This window comes from Coriobacteriia bacterium (assembly GCA_013336165.1).
Classification (GTDB): domain Bacteria; phylum Actinomycetota; class Coriobacteriia; order Anaerosomatales; family JAAXUF01; genus JAAXUF01.
On sequence record JAAXUF010000003.1, the window covers coordinates 205,794 to 223,457 of the forward strand.

Consider the following 17,664-nt stretch of genomic DNA (forward strand, 5'->3'; position numbering starts at 1 on the left):
ATCATTGCGAACTCAGACGGGCGAACCATGATCTCTCGATCACACCTCCTTCAGTGAGTGCTCGGGGCCGATGTCCGGCCTGCCAACTGCGCTAACGCGATTGCGAAAGCGGTTCCGCACAGTCTGGGGGGAATTCTCGGCGAGGTCAAGATCGGTTTTCGCAGCGGTCCGGTGCGTGTTACGCGAAAGCCCCTCGACCTCGGCCCGGAAAGCAGCGGTATGATTGGCAGAGCCAGCAACCTCCCGAGAGGACCCGCGATGCAAGCCGATCGCCCCGACATCCAGATCCGCCCCGCTCGCCGAGAAGAAGCCACCGCGATCGCCGAGGTGGTTCGCGCGGCGTTCCTCACGGAGGCCGAGCGCTACGGCACCGACATCCCGCCTCTGCGCGAAAACGCCGCCGATGTGGCCGCCACCTTCGATGCCGGCGATGCCGCGCTGGTCGCCGAGGCTGAAGGAGCGCTGGTGGGCACGATCCGCGGCGAGACGGAGCCGGACGGCGCGGTGGTCGTGCGCCGACTCGCGGTCCTGCCGGAGTGGCGGCGCTGCGGCATCGCCCGCGCCCTGCTCGTCGCGCTCGAGGCCGCGTACCCGGATGCGACTCACTTCCGGCTCTTCACCGGAAGCGAGTCTCACGGCCCGCTCGCGCTCTACCGATCCCTGGGCTACGAGCTCACGCGCTCGGAGCCCGTAGCGCCAGGGATGGAGATCGTCTTCCTCGACAAGTATGTCAGCTAGTATCCGTCGCCCTCGGCACTGATCTTGCCCCAGAACGCGCGATAGACCAGGAACACGTAATAGAGAACCAGCGGCACGCCGATGATCGCGATGATTAGCATTGCCGTGAGCGCAAGCTGCGAAGACATCGAGTTCTCGATCGTGAGCGACAGCGCGTCGTTGCCAAGCGCAGGAACAAGCCGCGGGAAGATCGCGGAGGCCCACAGGCCGACCATGGCCACCATGGAAAGCGATGCCGCTAGCCACGCCGGCAGATCCTGGCCTCGACGGATCGACAGCTGTCCCCACACGATCGATCCCAGCAGCAGCACACCAAAGAGCCAGCCGACCGGTGAGCCAAGGAGCCTCGAGAACGCTTCCGGCACCAAGGTCCACGTACCGACGAAGGTGATCGCCGCCAGACCGATGTAGACCCAGCTGTACGTGGAGCGAACGCCCACCGCGCGATCGTGAAGGTCGCCGCTCGACTTCACTGCCAGCCATGAGGCGCCCTGCACTATGAACGCCGTCAGACCAAACACTCCGCAGATGAGCGCATACGGGTTGAGCAGCGTGAAGAAGTTGCCCGCGAACTCACCGTTGGCTGCCAACGGCACGCCACGAAGGATATTGCCTGCAGCTACACCAAACAGCAGCGCCGGAAGCGCGCTTCCCAAGAAGAAGGCTCCGTCCCACAGCTTCGCCCAGCCCTCATCGTGCGCCCGAAACTCCACCGACACAGCCCGGAAGATGAGCGCGAACAGGACGAGCATGAGTGCGAGATAGAACCCGGAGAACACCGTCGCATACACCGCCGGAAACGCCGCGAACATCGCACCGCCGGCCGTGAGCAACCACACCTCGTTGCCGTCCCACACGGGTCCGATCGCCCTGCGCATCACGCGCTTGTCGGCATCGCTCTTGCCGAGGAAGGGATACAGCGCCCCGATGCCGAGGTCGAACCCATCGAGCACCGCGTATCCAGCGAAGAGCACCCCGAGCAACACGAACCAGATCACACCTAGCGTCATCGCTCTCCACCTCCCCTATGCCTTCACGGCGGCCGGTTCGGACTCGGCGGTAAGAGCCGGGCCCTTCTTGATCATGCCGAGGACAACCCGCGCCCAGCCCACGTAGAGGATCGTGTAGATCACCACGAACATGCCGAGCGTGAACGCCACCTGACCCGCCGGCACCGTCGCCGAGATGGCGTCTGTCGTGCGCAGCAGTCTGTAGACGATCCAAGGCTGCCGCCCGATTTCGGCTGCGGCCCACCCAAACTGGATTCCCAGCTCAGGAAGTATCCAGAGCCACATGAGCACGCCCAACAGCCAGCGCTTCTTCTCAAGGGTGCCTCGGCGATTCATCCACCACAGTCCGAGCGCGATGATGACTAAGGCTCCAAACACGAGCAGCATCGCGTGATAGGTCTGGTACGTCGCCTGCAGTGGAGGCAGATCGGATGCGGCGAAATCGTTCAGGCCCGGATAGGACTTCGAGAAATCCAGCGACGCGAGGAAGCTCACGGCACCCGGGATTTCCAGAGCCGTCGTGGTCTTGTCGGCGGGGTTCAGCCAGCCGACGATTCCCAGCGGAATCGGCCCCGCGTTCCAGTGGCCCTCCATTGCCGCGATCTTCTCCGGCTGCTGATTGACGACCTCGACCGCCTGCCAGTGTCCCGTCGGAAGAATGAGGACCGAGAAGATCGCTGCGATGGCGAGCCCGGTCGAGATTGCGGCGCGGCCAAACTGCCGATACACGCCTTTCCGCAGGTAGTACGCGCCGACGCCGGCTGCGAGGAACCCGCCGGTGATCAGAATGGCGTCGATGGTGTGGAAGTAGCGCGGCAACGTGGAGGGGTTGAAGGCGGCTGCGAAGAAGTCGGTGAGTACGGCCTTGGACCCTGATGCGGTCTCAACCACCTTGTAGCCGGCCGGAGTCTGCATCCACGAATTCGCGATGATGATCCACAACGCTGAAAGCATGGAACCGCCCCAGACCAACCACGCCGAGACATGGTAGAACTTCTTCGAGACACGACTGCGCCCAAAGACCAGGACACCGAGGAACATCGACTCGAGGAAGAATGCGAACAGGCCCTCGGCGGCAAGCGGCGCGCCAAAGATGTCGCCGACGAACCGGGAGTACGTCGCCCAGTTCGTGCCGAACGCGAACTCCATCGTCACGCCCGTGGCCACCCCGACCACAAACGTAGCGGCGAAAATCCGGATCCACAGGTCCGATGCCGCCCTGTCTTCCGGCTTGCCGCTCTTGTAGTACCTGCGCTCGAACAGGGCAACGACCAGGCCCAGTCCAATCGAGACCGGCACGAACAGGAAGTGGTACGCGACCGTGACTGCGAACTGAATACGCGACAACAGGACTACATCCATCTCCCCACCTCGCCTCTCCTTCTGCTATCCGAGTAATGAAGCCAACGACTTCCCTCCCAGGTACTCCGAAGTCAGACGATCCACCTCCTGCCACACCCGATGGACCGAACAGCCCCCCATCCGATCGCACCATGCCGGATCGCTCACGCACACTGCGCACGACACACGACCCTGAATGGCCTCGACCACGTCGAGCAGCGTGATTGCGTCCGCCGGGCGCGCCAACAGGATCCCTCCCTGTGCCCCTCGCCGAGAAACCACCAACCCAGCCGAGACAAGATCCCGCTGAATGCTCCGGGCGAACGCGTAGGGCACCCCTTGCCGCTCCGCAAGATCGCGAACCGAAAGCGGGCCCGCCCCGGCGCGCGCGAGCGCAAGCATGATGCGGATCGCGTAGTCAGTGCGGCGAGTGACGTCCATGGGTCCCCTCTGTTGCCCGGTGTTATATGATACCTATACGATATCATATACCCCATCGGACGATGCGCTGTCAATTGCCAGAGGGGCTCAAGTCAAGAAGAAACGGCGGACCCGAAGGCCCGCCGCACTACTTGTTGCGATGAAAGGCGTGCTTCCCTACCGCGCCACCAGTTCCCCATCCGCATCCACATCGAACTCGACCGTCGACCCCTCGTGCACGCGGCCCTCGATCACGGCCTTCGCCACACGGTCCACAACCTCGCGCTGTATGAGCCGCTTGAGCGGGCGCGCGCCAAACACCGGGTCGAAGCCGTCGAGCGACAGCCTCTCGACTGCGGCCGGAGAGAGCGTCAGCGTGATCTTGCGATCCGCAAGGCGCTTGCGCACCTCCTCGAGCTGCAGTTCCACGATCGTCGCGATCTGGTCGAGCGACAACGCATGGAAGACCACCACGTCGTCGACGCGGTTCAGGAACTCCGGCCTAAAGGTCGCGCGCAGGGCCTCTTGGAGCATCTGCTCCATCGACTTCTCGTCGGCGCCGCCCTCGGCGAATGCCTGGATGAACTGCGAGCCCACGTTGCTCGTCATGATCACGATGGCGTTCTTGAAACTCACCACGCGACCCTGGCCATCCGCTCAGCCCGGGAGACGACGCCGACGCGTCGAATGTAGCGAGCAAGCTAGCGCCCAGGTAACCATGCGGGGCAATTGTGGTGGGATTCGCTTCCCTGCAACACAGCCAGCCGGCGCAGGTGTTGCCCTCGGGGTTGTGCGGATGACTGAAGAAGTAGAGTGCACCAGTCAATCCCGTTGGCCGGCACGGCGGCACAGTGAATCACCCTTTGGCGATCTCGTGCTGCACGAGATCTCTCACCTCTTCGCGATTGTGGACGCCCAACTTGCCATAGATCCTCTTCAGGTGCGTCCTCACAGTATTGTCGGAGATGTAAAGTGCATCGGCTATGCTCGAGGAGCCTCTCCCCGCCAGGAGCAGGAGAAGAACGTCGATCTCCCGCGTTGTCAGGCCGTAGGTCTTCTTCAGTGCGTCGTTTCCTCTTATGTCGGATTCTGAGATGTCCAGGAGCACGCCCGCGATGCCGGTCGAAGCGCTCGCGCTCACTCCGCCGCGCTTCGAGACGAGCGGCACAATCACGAGTATGACCAGATACACCGTGATGAGAGCTAGAACAAGAGGACCCGTAGAATCTCCTCCAATTGAGACCCGGAGTGCGCGGTTGGCGAGAAAACCCAAGGCCACGAACAGGAAGACCACACCTTTGAGGAATGCAATCGTCGCGACTGGCGACAGCGAGCCAACCTTCGAGGTTGAGACAGCGGTGACATTCATATAGATCGACAGACACATATAGAGAACATCAATCACTCCCAACAGCAGTATCCAGTACCGGTCTGCAGTGAATGGAAGCGAAAGAAAGATGGTCGCCGCACAGAGAAGCATTGCGATTCGCGCGGGCATTGAATTGAATCCACCGTCAACGTAGCGTGACACGAGATAGTAGATGGAAGTGCCTATCAGAATCGAAAGCGCAATGGACGCATTGAACTCCAGCGCACGCTCAGGCACCGATATCGCTCGCATCGCGCCGCTCGCGAAGCCGAATACCGCGATGAACAGAGCGGCCTTCCAAGTCCTAGTGACGACGCCTCCGAATGCGATCGAGAATCTCGTCAGTCCGTAGGCTGCCGGTTCTTTCGTTCCAGCTCTCGTTGTGGTCATCATCAGGAACACAGAGAGCGCAAACAGCAAGACAAGCACGTATACGCGTACACTCGAAGAGCCAAGCAATCGAGTGAAGAAGCCGAGGACAGCCGAGATACAGGGAGCGGCTATGAGGATCCGAATTGCGTCCTCAGCCTGCTCCTCGACGAGCGTCGCAATCCAATACGCTGACCCGAAGCTGACTCCAAAGCCGATAGAGAGTGCAACTAGCACTATCAGCCAGGAAAGCGAGGTTGTGCCCGCGATGAACGCCGATGCTCCCCAAATCAACAACCCTGCTCCCGTGAAGATGGCGTATAGCCAAGGGAGAAACGATGCGAATCGAGGTAGTCGGAGGACAACGACTGCCATCAGAAGCAAACAAGCTGTGCTCGACAACATTGACACAATTGAGAAAGGCAAGGCGTCGACGCTGCTGACGGGGCCGATGGGGCCCGTGAAGAACGTACTCTGAACATTATTGGATATGATGCTAACCGTGGCCAAGCCGATTGCCCTTGCAACTCTGTCCGTTCGCTTCGTCACATGAACCCTCCACGGCCAGACTGCGGCCGTATTGTAGCATGCGTGCTCGGATCACTGCGGGTCACATGTGGACGCCAGCTGGGAGAATAGCGGGGTTTGAGATGGTCTTCTTCAAGTCCAGCCAAATCGCTTGACCACCGCTAGCCCGCCGGTCCCCTCGCGCACTCTCGCCTCATCTCAACTCGTGGAGCTTCTGGCCCGTGGATCAATTCGACAGCTCGGCGTCTCCCGTCATTTCGCCGGTTTGGCCCGAAAGCTGAAGAAGCACCGGGAAGGCCCGGTGCTTCTTCAGCGAGCCGCTTCTTCGGCTACTTGGGCTTGGAATAGGCCATGGCAACCGAAGACACGGACAGCCCGAGCTTGTCACGCACGTACGTGACGGCCGCCGCACCGGCAATGTAGCCACCCGTCCTCGACCACGATTGGGCAGATCCCATGAAGCCGCTGTATCCGACTTCATTGTTGATGATGACACCGAGCGAGTCGACGCCGATGGCGTAGAGGCCCTCTATCGGGGTCACGTGATCGGCCTTCAGAACGCGCATCTGCGCGTCGACGTCGAGGCCGCCGCAGGTTGCGAACGCCCTATTCGACAACTTGACCGCATAATAGGGGCCACTATCGCCAAGGTCGACGAGGCAGTTCTTCGGCTTTCCGAATTGTGGATCCACCCCTGTTTTGCAGTACCCATTGTATGTCTCGAGTGTCTTCTTCAGGACAGCTGGATCGATGCCGATCTGCTTCGCAAGCGCCTCGATGGTGTCCCCTTTGTACATGTAGTTCTTTACGGAGAGCGCCGCGTCAACGACTTCGTAGATCTCAGGAACAGGCGTCTTGGCCGGGAACTCTCCGTAGCGGTTTCCCCAGTTCTTCCACTTTGTATAGAGGAAGCCTTTATCCCTGAATGAATCAAGCTGCTTGTTCGATAGGATCGTGTAGAAGTAGTTTCCGGTAACCGTCGTCTGAGGCCTGAACGTATTCAATGCTCCAGTGGCCGTGTTGTAGACCGTGCTCCAGAAGAGCTTGCCGTCCTTGTCAACGTTCATACAAGTTGCATCGCACCCGATCCCATAGGGTATATCGTTCAATGACCACGCCTTTGGCCGGCCCGAAATTCGGTACAACTCCGGATTCTCAGCACTATCAACGATTGCCGGGTACTTGTGCAGCATGGTGTAGGTCGAAACGGTCTCACCTGTCATCGGCGGCGAGTCTATGTTCCAAGTCCCCGCGCCGGCGGCGACTGCTGCTTTGATCATCTTGCCGTCGTCTGTTCCCAGATCGAAGAAGACTCTCGGCCCAGCCTGCTTGGGCTGCAGCCACTTATCGATCAGTTCTTGGCTGTCGCCGAATCCACCAGTCGCTTGTATAACCGCCTTCGCGAGGATGGTGTATTGCTTCCCTGTGACAAGGTCGCGCGCCTTGACACCCGCAACTCTCCCTCCCTCAGTAATGTATTCATATGCCTCGGTCTCGAGCAGGCATCTTCCCCCTTGGGCGACGACGCTGGCGAGAATCCCCCGAGCATAGCCGTCGTATAGAAGGCGACGGTCCTCGAAGGTGCCGGGATCGCTCGGCGCTGGCGCGATGTCCCAGATGTTGATACCGTCAATGAACGCACCCTTCTCTAGGGTGCCAAAACGAAAGCCGTTGTCATACATGAAGTCGATAGCGGGACCAGTAGCGTCGATCCAAGCCTTTACGACTTCCGGCTTGCCGGCCATGCTGCCGTCGCTTCGAGTGAGGTACTGCAGGTACTTTGACTCGAAGTCATTGCGATTGGTGTAGTCACGACCTTGATTGAACTTCGCCTTGTATTTCGGAGGGTTGATCGCCAGTCCGGCATGAGCATGCGCGGTCTTGCCGCCGACCTTCCCTGCCTTGTCGATGCCGATGATGCTCACTCGGCCATCACTCAAAGGCTTGGTCGAAAGGCGATTGATCTGGTCCAAAGCGCTCTTCATTGCGAGAATGCCGCCGCCGCCGAGACCGACGACAAGCACGTCGCACTCAAGCCGCTCTGTCGTCTCCCCTTCGCTCTTCTTTGGCGCAGCCATGAACTTCTGTATGGCGGCTTCTTGTGACCCGCCCGCCTTCAGCGCTGCTAGCAGCGCCATTCGAACTCCGCTCTTGATCGAGCTGCTCGTAACCGTCGCACCCGTGACCGCGTCGACCGCTATCGACTGATTCTGGATAATGCGGGGAACAAGCCTCTCAATGCACGCTTTGAGCATCACTGATGTCTCGCCATGCCTGAATCGATCCTCAGGCTTTGGGAGCTCAATGCTGAGTATGGAGTCACGGTCGACGGTAACCTTGACGGGAGTGGTGTAGCCGAGCCAGTAGCTGTCGCTGTGCCCATCGTACGTTCCTGGCGCCATAATCGCTTGGATCGAAGAAGAACCCATCGCTTCGGTGTACGCGGTCGTCGCGGCGGATATGATCGCCATGGAGGACATCGTCGCACCCGCTATGCCGTCAACACTGAGGTTCCCCGCGCTGACAATCTTGGCGGGCATCTCTTCGACAGCGCGTCCGCCGACGCCGGGCGTCTCGTCGTCACCAACGATGTCGCAAGATACGATCTTGCCAGTGCCGTCATTGACTCCCAATGTGACTGTGATCGGCCCTCCATGCCCTTGTGCCGTGGCGCTGGCAGTTACAACCTTGCCCTTCTTGACGCATCCTTCCCCTGTAAGCGCCAGACCCCCTAACCCTACAATGACGCCGCTCGCGGCGACACCTTTCAGAAACTCTCGCCTTCCAATCGCTCTTCCTGCCATGGCTTCTCCGTCCTCTCTGTTTTGTCTCGCAACAGTCCCAGAACACTGTGGAGAAACGGGGGCCATCGCGAGTCACATCAGACGGAGGATAGGTGTCACACCAGATGAGTGAATTTGGGACGGCCTCGCCAGTGGAACGCGAAAGGAACACGTAGACACATGAACATCCCGGGTTCAAGCTGCATCTCGTGGCCGAGCGCGGTTGCCAACGCAGCGATCCAAATGGGACCGCCTGAACCATGGAGAGAGCCGACTCGTCGGCCAATACGAAGACGGCGGGCCGCTTGGGCTCGCCGCTACGTTGGCTGTTCTTGTCGACCTTCTCGGCCGGTCGTTTGGCTTATGAGCTACCGCGCCACCAGCTCACCCTCGTCGTCGACATCGAACTCCACCGTCGACCCCTCGTGCACGCGACCCTCGATCACGGCTTTCGCCACGCGATCGACGACCTCGCGCTGGATGAGCCGCTTGAGCGGACGCGCACCGAACACCGGGTCGAAGCCGTCGAGCGACAGCCTCTCGACTGCGGCCGGAGAGAGCGTCAGCGTGATCTTGCGATCCGCAAGGCGCTTGCGCACCTCCTCGAGCTGCAGTTCCACGATCGTCGCGATCTGATCGAGCGACAGCGCATGGAAGACCACCACGTCGTCGACACGGTTCAGGAACTCCGGCCTGAATGTCGCGCGCAGCGCCTCCTGGAGCATCTGCTCCATCGACTTCTCGTCGGCGCCACCCTCGGCGAACGCCTGGATGAACTGCGAGCCCACGTTGCTGGTCATGACGATGATGGCGTTCTTGAAGCTCACCACCCGGCCCTGGCCGTCAGTGAGGCGCCCGTCGTCGAGCACCTGCAGCAACACGTTGAAGACGTCCGGATGCGCCTTCTCGATCTCGTCGAGCAGCACGACCGAGTACGGCCTGCGCCGCACGGCCTCGGTAAGCTGGCCGCCCTCTTCGTAGCCAACGTATCCCGGAGGCGCTCCGATGAGCCGCTGGACGCTGAACTTCTCCATGTACTCCGACATGTCGATGCGCACCATCGACTTCTCGTCATCGAAGAGGAACGCCGCCAGCGTGCGCGCCAGCTCCGTCTTACCCACGCCCGTCGGGCCCAAGAACAGGAAGCTGCCGATGGGTCGGTTGGGGTCCGAGAGCCCCGCGCGCGAGCGCCTGATCGCGCCCGCGACAGCGTTGACAGCCTCGTCCTGACCGACGACCCGGCGGTGCAGCACGTCCTCGAGCGTCGCCAGCTTCGCCATCTCGCCCTGCATGAGCCTGCTCACCGGCACGCCCGTCCATGCCGAGACCACCTCGGCGACTTCCTCCTCGGTGACCTCCTCTTTCAGGATGGCGCCGGACTCCTGCAGGCTGCGCAGCTTCTCGTCGGCTGTGACGAGGTCGCGCTCGAGCTGCGGGATGCGGCCGTAGCGGATCTCGGCTGCGCGGTTGAGGTCGCCGTCGCGCGTAACGCGCTCTTCATCACCGCGCGCCTCATCAAGATCGGCCTTGAGCTTCTGGACGGTGAGGATGACGTCCTTCTCGTTCTGCCAGGCAGCCTTCATTCCTGCCAGCTGCTCGTTGACCTGCGCCATCTCGGCGCGAAGCGTGTCGAGACGCTCGGCGCTCGCCTTGTCGGTCTCCTTCATCAGCGCCTGCTCCTCGATCTGGAGTTGCGTGAGATGACGGACGACGGTGTCGATCTCGGCGGGCATCGAATCGATCTCGATGCGCAGGCGGCTGGCGGCCTCGTCCACGAGGTCGATCGCCTTGTCCGGTAGGAAGCGGTCGGAGATGTAGCGGTTCGAAAGCTCGGCGGCGGCCACGATCGCACCGTCGGTGATGCGCACGCCGTGGTGAACCTCGTACTTCTCCTTGAGGCCGCGCAGGATCGAGATCGTGTCTTCCACGCTCGGCTCGCCCACGAACACCGGCTGGAACCGGCGCTCGAGGGCGGCGTCCTTCTCGATGTGCTTGCGGTACTCGTCAAGCGTCGTCGCGCCGATGGCGTGTAGCTCGCCGCGCGCAAGCGCCGGCTTGAGCATGTTGCCCGCGTCCATCGCGCCTTCGGCAGCACCGGCGCCCACGATCGTGTGCAGCTCGTCGATGAAGAGGATGATGCGGCCCTCGGCGTCAGTCACCTCGCGCAGCACGGCCTTCAGCCGGTCCTCGAACTCGCCGCGGTACTTCGCGCCCGCAACCATCGAGGCTAGGTCGAGCGAGACGATGTCCTTGTCGCGCAGGCTCGAGGGCACGTCGCCGGCCACGATCCGCTGGGCGAGCCCCTCGACGATCGCGGTCTTCCCCGTACCCGGCTCGCCGATCAGCACCGGATTGTTCTTCGTGCGGCGCGAAAGCACCTGCACCGCTCGGCGAATCTCGTCGACGCGGCCGATGACGGGATCGAGCTTGCCATCGCGCGCCGCCTGTGTGAGGTTGCGCCCGTAGCGCTCGAGCGCCTGAAACTGCGCTTCGGGGTTCTGGTCGGTCACCTTCGAGCCGCGCCGCAACTCCTGGACCGCAGTGGAAAGCCGCGCGCTCGTCGCACCGGCGCCCTCGAGAACCTTACCCGCGGCGCCGCGGTCGGACGCAAGCGCCAGGAGCAGGTGCTCGCTGGAGACGTAGGCGTCCTTCATCTTCTCGGCGATCTTGAAAGACTCGGAGAGCACGGTGTTGAGCCGGGGCCCGACGGTCATCGTCGCACCGGTCACCTTTGGCGCGCCGCCGATGACTTCCTGCACCGCCGCATCGAGCATCGCCGGATCGGCGCCGACCTTCGAGAGAATCGGCCGCACGATGCCTTCGGCCTGGTCCAGCAGCGCCTTAAGCAGGTGCTCCGGTTCGACCGCGCCCGCCTTCGCGTCGTCAGCGATGCCTTGGGCAGCTTCGAGCGCTTCTTGCGCCTTGATGGTGAGTCTGTCGAGTCTCATGATCGTCTGGTCCTTTCAGCCTTCGCGCCGCATGACGGCGCCGCGGTCCACTCGCACCAGCGCCGTGTGCACCTCGTACCTGCGCACGTTCTCCCGCGCGATGTGCGCGGCCTTGTCGGCGCGCCTGAGCATGTCGCGCGCCGCCCGCAGTTCCGCGTCGAGCCGCTCGACTTCGCGCTGCAACTCGATGATGCGTGTCACGCCGGCGAGGTTGACACCCTCCTCCTGCGTGAGTTGCTGGATGAAGCGCAGCCGGTCGACATCGGCCGATGAGTACAACCTCGTATTGCCGAGGGAGCGCTTGGGAAAGACGAGTCGTTTGCGCTCGTAGATGCGCAAGGTCTGCGGGTGCACGCCTGCGAGATCGGCGGCTACGCTGATCATGTACAGCGGCCGCTCGCGATCGCTGTGTTCGTTAGCCATTTCGCGTCAACCTTCCAGTATCGCCTTCGCGTCACTAACTGAGGTGGGCCCGCACGTCGTGAGTCTGCTCGGCGGCGAACCGCTCCAGCGCCTCGCGCTGAGCGGCAGTGAGCTTCTCGGGCGTCACGACGCGCGCCTTGATCCGCAAGTCTCCGTTACCGGAGCCTTTCAGCTTGGGTGCACCCTTGCCCTTGAGCCGGAACACCTTGCCGCTCTGCGTGCCTGCCGGAATCTTGATCTTGGGCCGCGACCCGTCGGGCGCAGGCACTTCAACCGCGGTTCCCAACGCTGCCTCGGTGATCGAGATCGGCAGGTCGAGCACCACATCGGCACCTTCGCGCGTGTAGTACGGATGCGGCTTGATGTGCGTGACCACGTACAGGTCGCCTGCCGGCCCGCCGTTGACGCCGGTCTCGCCCTTGCCCTTGAAACGCAGACGGCCGCCGTCGGTGGCACCCGCCGGCACGTTGACCGTGACCGGTTGACGCTTCATCACGCGGCCCGCCCCTCGGCATGCCGAGCACGGCTGCTCGATCACTCGGCCGGAGCCGGAACACCGCGAACAGGCGCGGGAGAACGCGAACATCCCCTGCCCGTCGGCCGTAGTGCCTGTGCCGCCGCACGATGGGCACGTCGTCGCCGAGGTGCCTGGCTTCGCGCCGGACCCCGAGCATGTCGCGCACGGGACTTCGCGGTCCACTTCAATCTGCGTCGCCATACCGGTGAATGCCTGCTCGAACGTCAGGTCGAGCTTCATCTCGAGATCCTGACCCCTGCGTGCCTGCGTACGTCCACCGCCGCGCGACCCGCCAAAAACCCCCCCGAACAGGTCGCCGAGATCTCCTAGGTCGCCAAAGTTCACCGACGTGTATCCGCCGGCCCCGCCCGGGAATCCGCCCGAGCCGCCGGGATAGCCGCCGCCTGCGCCCGGCGGGACGTTTCCGCCGAAATACTGCCCGTACTGATCGTACTGCGCGCGCTTCTCGGCGTCCGAGAGCACCTCGTACGCCTCGTTTATCTCCTTGAACTTCTCTTCATCGCCGCCGGCGTCGGGATGGTGCTTGCGGGCAAGACGGCGAAACGCCTTCTTGACCTCGTCAGCGGTCGCATCCTTCTTGATGCCGAGCAGGTCATAGTAGTTCTGGGTCGGCGCCATGTCCTACTCCTTGCGCGGAGGTCCTCCGGCCGACACGACAACCATCGCAGGGCGAATAACGATCCCGCCCATCGAGTAGCCCTTCTGGAAGACCTCGACCACGGTTCCTTCCGGAACCTCCAGATCTTCGTGCTGGCTGATCGCCTGATGTTTCATCGGATCGAACGGTTGGGCGAACGGGTCGATGACCTCCACGCCCTCCTTGGAGAGAATACTGAGGATCTGCGAGTGCACCGACTCCACACCCTTGAGCAGATGCTTGAGATCTCCACCAACGGTTGTGTGCTCGATCGCGCGCTCAAGGTTATCGATAGCCGGAAATAGCTCGCTGATCACTCGCTGCGCTGCACGCTTGCGCTCTTCTTCACGCTCGCGGGCGGTGCGCTTCCGGAAGTTCTCGAACTCCGCCTGACTGCGCAGAACGCGATCGCGAAGCTCTTCCGCTTCGGCGCGCGCCGCGTCAAGCTCGGCCTGAACGACGTCGCCCCTGAACTCGAACTCCGAGCCCAGGTCGTCAGCCAGTTCCGGGTCAGTTGAGGGGACGGGGCCTGTTGGGGCCCCGTCCTTCTTCTGGTGCGGACTCATAACTACTTGCCCTCTTTTTCGTCGTCCACGACTTCGTACTCGGCGTCGACGACCTCGTCATCGGCACCCGGCTTCGCGCCCTCTTCGGCGCCCGCCTTCTCGGCCTCTGCCTGCTGGTAGACGACCTCGGCAAGCTTGAACGACGCCTCTTGCAGCTTCTCGGTCGCGGACTTGATCGCGTCGATATCGCTGCCCTCGAGGGCCTTCTTGGTGGCCGCAATGGCTTCTTCGTTCTGGGTCTTCGAGTCGGCCGGAACCTTGTCGCCAAGGTCCTTCAGGGTCTTCTCGGTCGCATAGACGAGCGAGTCGGCCGTGTTGCGGATCTCGACCTCTTCCTTGCGCTTCTTGTCTTCCTCGGCATGAACATCGGCGTCCTTCACCATGCGGTCGACTTCATCGTCGGACAGCGCTGTGGAGCCCGAGATCGTGATCTTCTGCTCCTGGCCGGTGCCGCGATCCTTCGCCGAGACGTTCACGATGCCGTTGGCGTCGATGTCGAAGGTGACCTCGATCTGCGGGATACCGCGCGGCGCCGACGGAATGTTGGTCAGGTGGAACTTGCCGAGCGTCTTGTTCGCCGCGGCCATTTCGCGCTCGCCCTGCAGAACGTGGATCTCGACGCTCGTCTGACCGTCGGCTGCGGTGGTGTAGGTCTCGGTCTTGCGGGTCGGGATGGTGGTGTTGCGCTCGATCATCTTGTTCATGACGCCGCCGAGGGTCTCAACGCCCAGCGAAAGCGGGGTCACGTCGAGCAGCAGGATGTCCTTTACGTCGCCCGAGAGCACACCGGCCTGGATGGCCGCGCCGACCGCGACAACCTCGTCCGGGTTGACACCCATGTGCGGGTCCTTGCCGGTCATCTTCTTGACGAGCTCCTGCACGGCGGGCATGCGGGTCGATCCGCCGACGAGGATGACTTCGTCGATCTGGCTCTTGGACACGCCGGCGTCCTTGATGGCCGCCTCGACAGGCTTGCGGGTACGCTCGAGCAGATCGTTGGTGATGCGCTCGAACTCGGCACGGGTCAGGGTGTAGTCGAGGTGCTTGGGGCCTGAAGCGTCCGCCGTGATGAACGGCAGGTTGATCTGGGTCTGCTGCGTGGTGGACAGCTCCATCTTCGCGCGCTCGGCTGCTTCTTTGAGGCGCTGCAGGGCCATCTTGTCCTTGAGCAGGTCGATGCCGCTGTCGTTCTTGAACTTCTCGGCAAGCCAGTTCATGACCGTCTGGTCCCAGTCGTCGCCACCGAGGTGGTTGTCACCGTTGGTAGACTTGACCTCGAACACGCCTTCGCCAAGCTCCAAGATCGAGACGTCGAACGTACCGCCGCCCAAGTCGAACACGAGAACCGTCTCGCTCTTGTCGCCCTTGTCGAGGCCGTAAGCCAGCGCAGCTGCGGTCGGCTCGTTGATGATACGGAGCACCTCGAGGCCGGCGATGCGGCCGGCGTCCTTGGTGGCCTGGCGCTGCATGTCGTTGAAGTAAGCCGGAACCGTGATGACGGCCTGCGTAATCGTCTCGCCGAGGTACTTCTCGGCATCGCTCTTGAGCTTCTGGAGGATCATCGCCGAGATCTCCTCGGGCGTGTAACCCTTACCCTCAACGTCGACCTCGACGCGGCCGTCCTTGCCCTTGACCGCCGTGTAGGCGACGGTCTTGCGCTCCGACTCGGTCTCCTCAAACTTGCGGCCGATAAAACGCTTTATCGACTTGACGGTGTTCTCGGGGTTGGTGACGGCCTGGTTCTTCGCGGCCTTGCCGACGACACGCTCCCCGTCCTTCCGAAACGCCACGACGGACGGCGTGGTGCGATCGCCCTCCGCGTTGATGATGATGGTCGGCTCTCCGCCTTCGAGGACGGCCATTGCCGAGTTGGTGGTACCGAGGTCGATACCGAGGATCTTGCCCATGTCTGATTCCCCTTTCCTACGCTGGCGCGATACGTCGAAAGCGCCTCAACTACTACTTGTTGAACGACACTCGCAAAACACTACACCTACTCCAGATTTCGTGCTCGAACGAACTCTAAAATCTAAGTGTGCCATTGTCAAGTTTCTTGCCAACGACGCGTTGTGTTCGTACCCGCATTCGGCGCTATCGAACCCAGCACGCGCGAACAATCCGGGTGTCTCACTCAATAAACCGAAAAGAAAGCACAAAACACTCTTTACACGGCTCTGGCAGCTCTGTATGGTACGCACGAACTCGAGGTCGCAAGACCGAGGGCAAGGGAATCCGATATACATAAGGAGTTTTCGATGCCTCGACCAATCATCAACGAAGACGACTGCTCGGCCTGCGGCATTTGCGTTGACGCTTGCCCCAACGGCGTCCTTGAGATCATCGGCGAGGCCGCCGAACCGGTCAACGAGGATGACTGCGACGGCTGCGCCACATGCATGGAGGAATGTCCGATGGGCGCGATCGTGGAGATCGAAGAGGACTAGATCTAGAACCTGCAACACGCCACAAGACAAGGGTCCCTTTGCTGTCGGTTGTCGGTCTCTGACCGCACCACGAGGAGAGGGATCCTCGTTTTGCGTCTGGGGAGACTCGGCCGCATGGGCTGCGTTGCCGTCAGACCCGAGTGGCTCAGTCGTTCACTGCCTGACCGGCCGGCGCATCCCAGAAAGAGAATCCCGGAGCCCGGACGACCCGCACACACGACTCAACGACACGAGAGTCGTAGAGCGTTCCCGCACCTGCTTCGATCTCGGCGATCGCCGCGTCGATCCCGAGCTTTGGTCGGTACGGCCGGTGCGACGCCATTGCTTCGACGACGTCTGCAACCATGAGGATCTTGCTCGCGTCGAGCAGGTCTTCGCCCATCAACCCACGCGGATACCCCGAACCGTCGTTGCGCTCATGATGCTGATGCACAATCTCCGGGATAGGCTCAGGTACGTGAGCAGACGTGAGGATGCTGAATCCCGATTCAGAATGCTCATGGATGAGCATGAATTCCAGAGGGGAAAGAGCGCCCGGCTTCGTCAGTATCTCGGTGGGAACTGACATCTTTCCAATGTCATGCAGGAGTGCTGCGATTCGCAGGTCTGAGATGTCCTTGTCCTCCATCCCCAGATCGCGCGCGATCGCGACGGAGAGTTCCGCGACTCTCCGCTGATGTCCGGCTGTGTACGGGTCTCTCATCTCAGACACGGCGCCGATAACGTCGGTCACTGACGCGAGCGCGTCTACCAGCGTTTGTTCCATGCGCCTGCGATCCGTTATGTCTCGGAAGTACCAGACGCGACCGTAGTGCTCCCCATTGGAACCGAGCATCGGCGATGAGTATCGATCAAAGACTCGGCCGTCTGCCAAGAGCAGTTCATCTCGGCTGCTCTCCACAGAACTTTCGTACAGATTGCGAACATGCTCGATGAACGACTCGGGGTCACGTAGCTGACTCGCGTTGAATGCCAGAAGGGGTCCGTCATCTCCGGAAGTCATCAACTCTTCAGGAACGTTCCACATCTCGACGAAACGGCGATTATGCGAAAGGATACACCCACTCTTATCCACCACAAGGATTCCGTCGAGCGAGGATTCCTGCACCGTAGACAGAATCGTGTTTCTGAACCGGACTTCATCGTCGGCCTGTTTGCGCAGAGTGATGTCGTGTACGAGTTCGAGCGTCGCCGATTCACCCTCGACTGTGACCGGGGCACGCCATACGACGACGGGGAACACGGTACCATCAGCACAGATGTTGTCCGTTTCGAACATGACGCCGGTAACATCAGCGCCTCCGGTTTGCTCGAAGCAGTGAATCTCGTAGTTTGGTCCGCGCACGTCGCGGATGTTCATCGTGAGCATCTGAGTGTGCGAGTAGCCGTAGCGCGACAAGGCCGCGTCATTGGCGTCAAGAATCGAACCGTCGGCTGCCACCAACAACAGAATGTCCACCAAACACTCGACCATGTCTTTCGACATGACGAACTGGTCGATTCTCATGGGTCTCCTCAGCAGGTCACGAGCTGGTCTCCCCGCTCCGGTC

General features: G+C 61.7%; 14 protein-coding genes. 2 read left to right on the forward strand and 12 right to left on the reverse strand.

Annotation, left to right across the window (positions count from 1 at the left end; all coding sequences use genetic code 11):
• Positions 1-258: 258 nt before the first annotated feature.
• Entirely contained in the window at positions 259-738 is a 480-nt protein-coding gene (locus HGA39_03925) for a GNAT family N-acetyltransferase (protein NTW28495.1), read from the forward strand.
• On the opposite strand, the gene cydB is transcribed toward HGA39_03925, so the two are convergent.
• The 11 genes from cydB to dnaK form a co-directional block, all read right to left on the reverse strand.
• Positions 735-1,748 carry a cytochrome d ubiquinol oxidase subunit II gene (gene cydB, locus HGA39_03930; protein ID NTW28496.1) on the reverse strand — a complete coding sequence of 338 codons (1,014 nt, stop codon included), beginning with the start codon at positions 1,746-1,748 and terminating at the stop codon, positions 735-737. The two genes, HGA39_03925 and cydB, sit on opposite strands and share 4 nt — an antisense overlap.
• A 15-nt stretch (positions 1,749-1,763) precedes the next feature.
• On the reverse strand, positions 1,764-3,110 hold the full coding sequence (locus HGA39_03935; protein ID NTW28497.1) for a cytochrome ubiquinol oxidase subunit I: 1,347 nt from the start codon (positions 3,108-3,110) through the stop codon (positions 1,764-1,766).
• 24 nt (positions 3,111-3,134) lie between these two features.
• Positions 3,135-3,530 carry an Rrf2 family transcriptional regulator gene (locus HGA39_03940; protein ID NTW28498.1) on the reverse strand — a complete coding sequence of 132 codons (396 nt, stop codon included), beginning with the start codon at positions 3,528-3,530 and terminating at the stop codon, positions 3,135-3,137.
• Between the two features lie 156 nt (positions 3,531-3,686).
• A complete protein-coding gene (locus tag HGA39_03945) occupies positions 3,687-4,118 on the reverse strand; it encodes an AAA domain-containing protein (GenBank protein NTW28499.1) in 432 nt (143 codons plus the stop codon).
• Between the two features lie 247 nt (positions 4,119-4,365).
• The gene (locus HGA39_03950) at positions 4,366-5,541 is read right to left on the reverse strand and encodes a helix-turn-helix transcriptional regulator (GenBank protein ID NTW28500.1); all 1,176 of its coding nucleotides are present in this window, start codon (positions 5,539-5,541) and stop codon (positions 4,366-4,368) included.
• A gap of 563 nt (positions 5,542-6,104) precedes the next feature.
• Positions 6,105-8,579: an FAD-binding protein gene (locus HGA39_03955; GenBank protein ID NTW28501.1), complete on the reverse strand. Its 2,475-nt coding sequence runs from the start codon at positions 8,577-8,579 to the stop codon at positions 6,105-6,107.
• 347 nt (positions 8,580-8,926) lie between these two features.
• A complete protein-coding gene (gene clpB, locus HGA39_03960) occupies positions 8,927-11,506 on the reverse strand; it encodes an ATP-dependent chaperone ClpB (protein ID NTW28502.1) in 2,580 nt (859 codons plus the stop codon).
• A gap of 15 nt (positions 11,507-11,521) precedes the next feature.
• Complete coding sequence (locus HGA39_03965) at positions 11,522-11,929, reverse strand: helix-turn-helix transcriptional regulator (protein NTW28503.1); 408 nt, start codon at positions 11,927-11,929, stop codon at positions 11,522-11,524.
• Between the two features lie 34 nt (positions 11,930-11,963).
• Positions 11,964-13,085, reverse strand: coding sequence for a molecular chaperone DnaJ (gene dnaJ, locus HGA39_03970; protein NTW28504.1), 1,122 nt, complete (start codon positions 13,083-13,085; stop codon positions 11,964-11,966).
• Positions 13,086-13,088: 3 nt separating this feature from the next.
• Positions 13,089-13,670 (reverse strand): nucleotide exchange factor GrpE, encoded by a 582-nt coding sequence (grpE, locus tag HGA39_03975; GenBank protein ID NTW28505.1) that lies wholly within the window; start codon positions 13,668-13,670, stop codon positions 13,089-13,091.
• A 2-nt stretch (positions 13,671-13,672) separates the two neighbouring features.
• Positions 13,673-15,577: a molecular chaperone DnaK gene (dnaK, locus tag HGA39_03980; protein ID NTW28506.1), complete on the reverse strand. Its 1,905-nt coding sequence runs from the start codon at positions 15,575-15,577 to the stop codon at positions 13,673-13,675.
• A gap of 348 nt (positions 15,578-15,925) precedes the next feature.
• On the opposite strand from dnaK, the gene HGA39_03985 reads away from it, so the two are divergent.
• Complete coding sequence (locus tag HGA39_03985) at positions 15,926-16,114, forward strand: 4Fe-4S binding protein (protein ID NTW28507.1); 189 nt, start codon at positions 15,926-15,928, stop codon at positions 16,112-16,114.
• 145 nt (positions 16,115-16,259) lie between these two features.
• Here the strand turns inward: HGA39_03985 and HGA39_03990 are convergent, their stop codons facing one another.
• Entirely contained in the window at positions 16,260-17,621 is a 1,362-nt protein-coding gene (locus tag HGA39_03990; GenBank protein ID NTW28508.1) for an HD domain-containing protein, read from the reverse strand.
• Positions 17,622-17,664 lie beyond the last annotated feature (43 nt).

Excerpts from the sequence above, each read along its gene's own strand:
- clpB (NTW28502.1), bottom strand. The coding sequence starts at position 11,506 with ATGAGACTCGACAGACTCACCATCAAGGCGCAAGAAGCGCTCGAAGCT.
- HGA39_03940 (NTW28498.1), bottom strand. The coding sequence starts at position 3,530 with ATGGACGTCACTCGCCGCACTGACTACGCGATCCGCATCATGCTTGCG.
- HGA39_03925 (NTW28495.1), top strand. The coding sequence starts at position 259 with ATGCAAGCCGATCGCCCCGACATCCAGATCCGCCCCGCTCGCCGAGAA.
- HGA39_03985 (NTW28507.1), top strand. The coding sequence starts at position 15,926 with ATGCCTCGACCAATCATCAACGAAGACGACTGCTCGGCCTGCGGCATT.
- dnaK (NTW28506.1), bottom strand. The coding sequence starts at position 15,577 with ATGGGCAAGATCCTCGGTATCGACCTCGGTACCACCAACTCGGCAATG.
- HGA39_03945 (NTW28499.1), bottom strand. The coding sequence starts at position 4,118 with ATGACGAGCAACGTGGGCTCGCAGTTCATCCAGGCATTCGCCGAGGGC.
- grpE (NTW28505.1), bottom strand. The coding sequence starts at position 13,670 with ATGAGTCCGCACCAGAAGAAGGACGGGGCCCCAACAGGCCCCGTCCCC.
- cydB (NTW28496.1), bottom strand. The coding sequence starts at position 1,748 with ATGACGCTAGGTGTGATCTGGTTCGTGTTGCTCGGGGTGCTCTTCGCT.
- HGA39_03935 (NTW28497.1), bottom strand. The coding sequence starts at position 3,110 with ATGGATGTAGTCCTGTTGTCGCGTATTCAGTTCGCAGTCACGGTCGCG.
- HGA39_03990 (NTW28508.1), bottom strand. The coding sequence starts at position 17,621 with ATGAGAATCGACCAGTTCGTCATGTCGAAAGACATGGTCGAGTGTTTG.
- HGA39_03965 (NTW28503.1), bottom strand. The coding sequence starts at position 11,929 with ATGGCTAACGAACACAGCGATCGCGAGCGGCCGCTGTACATGATCAGC.
- dnaJ (NTW28504.1), bottom strand. The coding sequence starts at position 13,085 with ATGGCGCCGACCCAGAACTACTATGACCTGCTCGGCATCAAGAAGGAT.
- HGA39_03955 (NTW28501.1), bottom strand. The coding sequence starts at position 8,579 with ATGGCAGGAAGAGCGATTGGAAGGCGAGAGTTTCTGAAAGGTGTCGCC.